Below are 3254 nucleotides of genomic sequence, written 5' to 3' on the forward strand. Positions count from 1 at the left end.
GACATCACGACGATGAGCACGGCCGAGAGGATCTTGGCCGACAGGTCCTGGTCGTGCAGGAAGGTCGAGGTCAGCCCCGCGCCCAGCACCTCGGAGTTGGCCATCTTGGTGGCCAGCTCGAAGGAGAACAGCCCCAGCGGCTCGGCCCGTCCCTCCGAGACCGCCTCGGCGCTGTTGAGCAGCCGGAAGAGGGCGAAGAAGAACGGCATCTGGATGAGGATCGGCAGGCACGCGCTGAAGGGGTTGGCCCCCGCCTCCCGGTAGAGCCCGAAGGTCTCCTCCTGGAAGGCCTTCTGGGAGGCCTGGTCTTTCTTGCCCTTGTACTTCTTCTGGATCTTGGCCAGCTCCGGCTGCACCATCTGCAGGCGCCGCTGGCTCTTGATCTGGCGGATCATCAGCGGGGTCAGCAGGGCCCGCAGGGTGATGACGAGGCCGACGATGGCCAGCACCCAGGTCCACCCGCTCGTGTCCGGCATCCCCAGACGGGTGAGCAGCCACTCGAACCCGACGAGGATCGCCGAGTCGAACCAGATGAAGGGGAAGAGGATGGTGTCGAAGAATCCCATGGGGTCCTCAGGGTCGGCGGCGAGCGGGGCTCACCGGGTGGCGTGGTCGGCGGCGCCGCAGGGGGCGGCGTGCGGGCCGACGGGGTCGGGGTCGTGGCTCGCGCCGCGGGTCGGGACGTGGTCGACGCCCCCGCGCGCGAAGGGGTGGCAGCGCAGCAGCCGCCGCAGGGTCAGCCAGGTGCCGTGCAGCGGGCCGAAGCGCTCGAGCGCGGTCACGGAGTAGGCCGAGCACGAGGGGTAGTAGCGGCACACGGGTCCGAGCAGCGGCGACACGGTGCGCTGGTAGAGCTGGACCAGCCACACGAGCGGAAGCGCGGCCCGGCTGCGTCGATCGCCGGCCGGGACGCCGCCGCGGTGGACGTCGCGCAGCCCCACCACCGGGCCGCCCGGGAGGCTCACAGCGCCGCCACGGCAGGGGTGAGGACCCGGTCCAGCGCGCGGTCCAGCGCGGCGGCCAGCTCCGGCGACGCGGCGGTCGCGGCGGGCGGCTGGGCGCGCACGACGAGGTCGGTCCCCTCGGGCAGCCCCGGCAGGCGCTCGGCGACGAGCGCGCGCAGGCGACGGACGACCCGGTGGCGCACCACGGAGTTGCCGACGGCCCGGGACACCACGAAACCCACGCGCGGCGGACGGCGCGTGGGAGTCGGGAGGGTCGTGCCGCCCGACCCCGCAGCGGGGAGGGCGGCGTGGACCACGAGCAGCTCGGTGCCCGCGCGACGTCGAGGACGGCCCTGACCGGCGCGCAGCACGGCGCGGTAGTCGTCGGGGCGCGTCAGGCGGTGACGTCGCGGGAGCATCGGCGGCAGCCGGGGGCGGCCGCGGCTCAGGCCGAGATGGAGGAGCGGCCCTTGCGACGACGGGCGGCCAGGATGGCGCGGCCCGCGCGGGTGCGCATCCGCAGGCGGAAGCCGTGCTTCTTGGCGCGGCGACGGTTGTTCGGCTGGAACGTACGCTTGCTCATCGTGGGTACTCCGGTGACGGGGACCGACGGGGACGGTCCGGGGTTCTGGACGGTCACGGCCCCGCGTAGGCGACCCGTGACCGGTGCTTCGACCGCTCACGAACACCCACGCGTGAGCGGGCCGGAGGACGTGAGCGGGTCACGGTCTCCCCTGGACCGGTGCAGCCGTGGGCAGGCGAAAGCGGCCGAGAACGGCCTCGAGCCACGGTACGCCGAGCCCCGCCCCCCGGTCAAACCCGTCCCGGGACCCGGCCGGACGCGCCGAGAACCGACCAGCGTGGGCCCCGAGGCAGTCCTGCCGGCGACGACACGCCGGGGCGCGCCGGATCGGTCGTCCGGGATTCCGGAGCGCTACTTGCCGCGGGCTCGTCCGGGCTGTTAGCGTCGCGGCTTCGACTCTTGTCCACCGGTCCGTCCACACCCTGTGGACAATGATGTGGACAACCGTAGGCCGGCCAAGACGAGGGGGATGAGCAGCTCGTGACCGCGCCCTCCCCCGGAGGCTCCGACGCGATGTGGGAGCGGGTGGTCGCCACCCTGAGCTCCCAGGGCGTCACCGCCCGGGACCGCGCGTTCCTGCGGCTCACCCGTCTGCTGGGCGTCCTCGACAGCACCGTGCTCCTGGCCGTGCCCTACCAGCACACCAAGGAGACGCTCGAGACGAGCCTGCGCCAGCCCATCGTCGACGCGATCGCCGCCGAGCTGGGGCACGACGTCCGGCTCGCGATCACCGTCGACGAGGACCTGCGCCGCGAGGTCGAGGACGAGGGCGACCCGCCGGTGCCGGCCGAGACCGACGTCACCGAGGCACCGGCGCCCACGCCCGGGCGCACCTCCTACCGCTCCGACGACGGGGGCGGTTCGGGCGCCGTGCAGACCGCCAGCGCCGAGGACGCCCGCCTGACCCCGAAGTACACCTTCGACACCTTCGTCTCCGGCTCCTCCCACCGCTTCGCCCACGCGGCCTCCCTCGCCGTGGCCGAGTCGCCGGCCCGTGCCTACAACCCGCTGTTCATCTACGGCGAGTCCGGTCTGGGCAAGACGCACCTGCTGCACGCGATCGGCCACTACGCGCGCAACCTCTACCCCGGGGTGCGCGTGCGGTACGTGAACTCCGAGGAGTTCACCAACGACTTCATCAACAGCATCCGCGACGACAAGGCCGGCGCCTTCCAGCGGCGCTACCGCAACGTGGACTTCCTCCTCGTCGACGACATCCAGTTCCTGCAGGGCAAGGAGCAGACGGTCGAGGAGTTCTTCCACACCTTCAACACGCTGCACAACAGCGAGAAGCAGGTCGTCATCACCTCCGACCAGCCGCCCAAGCGGCTGTCCGGGTTCGCCGAGCGCATGCGCAGCCGCTTCGAGTGGGGCCTGCTCACCGACGTGCAGCCGCCCGACCTCGAGACCCGCATCGCCATCCTCAAGAAGAAGGCGGCGCAGGAGGGGATGCAGCTGCCGGACGAGGTGCTCGAGCTCATCGGCAGCAAGATCAGCACCAACATCCGCGAGCTCGAGGGCGCGCTCATCCGGGTGACGGCCTTCGCCTCGCTGTCCAGCACCCCGCCGGACGCGGCCCTGGCCGCGCACGTGCTCAAGGACATCATCCCCAGCAGCGAGTCGGCCGCGATCACGGTGCCGACGATCATGGCCGAGGTCTCGGACTACTTCCAGATCAGCCACGACGAGCTGTGCGGCACCTCCCGCTCGCGCACGCTCGTCAACGC

At 72.0% G+C, this 3254-nt stretch carries 5 protein-coding genes; 1 reads left to right on the forward strand and 4 read right to left on the reverse strand.

Annotation, left to right across the window (positions count from 1 at the left end; translation table 11 throughout):
• From yidC to rpmH, 4 genes are all read right to left on the reverse strand, one after another.
• Positions 1-566 (reverse strand): membrane protein insertase YidC (yidC, locus tag ACTUAL_RS11130; protein ID WP_440900197.1); only part of this gene is annotated, 566 nt, incomplete at its 3' end.
• Between the two features lie 30 nt (positions 567-596).
• Entirely contained in the window at positions 597-965 is a 369-nt protein-coding gene (gene yidD / locus ACTUAL_RS11135) for a membrane protein insertion efficiency factor YidD (RefSeq protein ID WP_440900198.1), read from the reverse strand.
• Entirely contained in the window at positions 962-1363 is a 402-nt protein-coding gene (gene rnpA, locus ACTUAL_RS11140; RefSeq protein WP_440900199.1) for a ribonuclease P protein component, read from the reverse strand. The genes yidD and rnpA overlap by 4 nt, the downstream gene beginning before the upstream one ends.
• Positions 1364-1389: 26 nt before the next feature.
• Positions 1390-1527 carry a 50S ribosomal protein L34 gene (gene rpmH / locus ACTUAL_RS11145; protein WP_141816989.1) on the reverse strand — a complete coding sequence of 46 codons (138 nt, stop codon included), beginning with the start codon at positions 1525-1527 and terminating at the stop codon, positions 1390-1392.
• Between the two features lie 480 nt (positions 1528-2007).
• On the opposite strand from rpmH, the gene dnaA reads away from it, so the two are divergent.
• On the forward strand, positions 2008-3254 hold a 1247-nt coding region (gene dnaA, locus ACTUAL_RS11150; protein WP_440900200.1), incomplete at its 3' end, for a chromosomal replication initiator protein DnaA.

It is taken from the genome of Actinosynnema sp. (genome assembly GCF_052038725.1).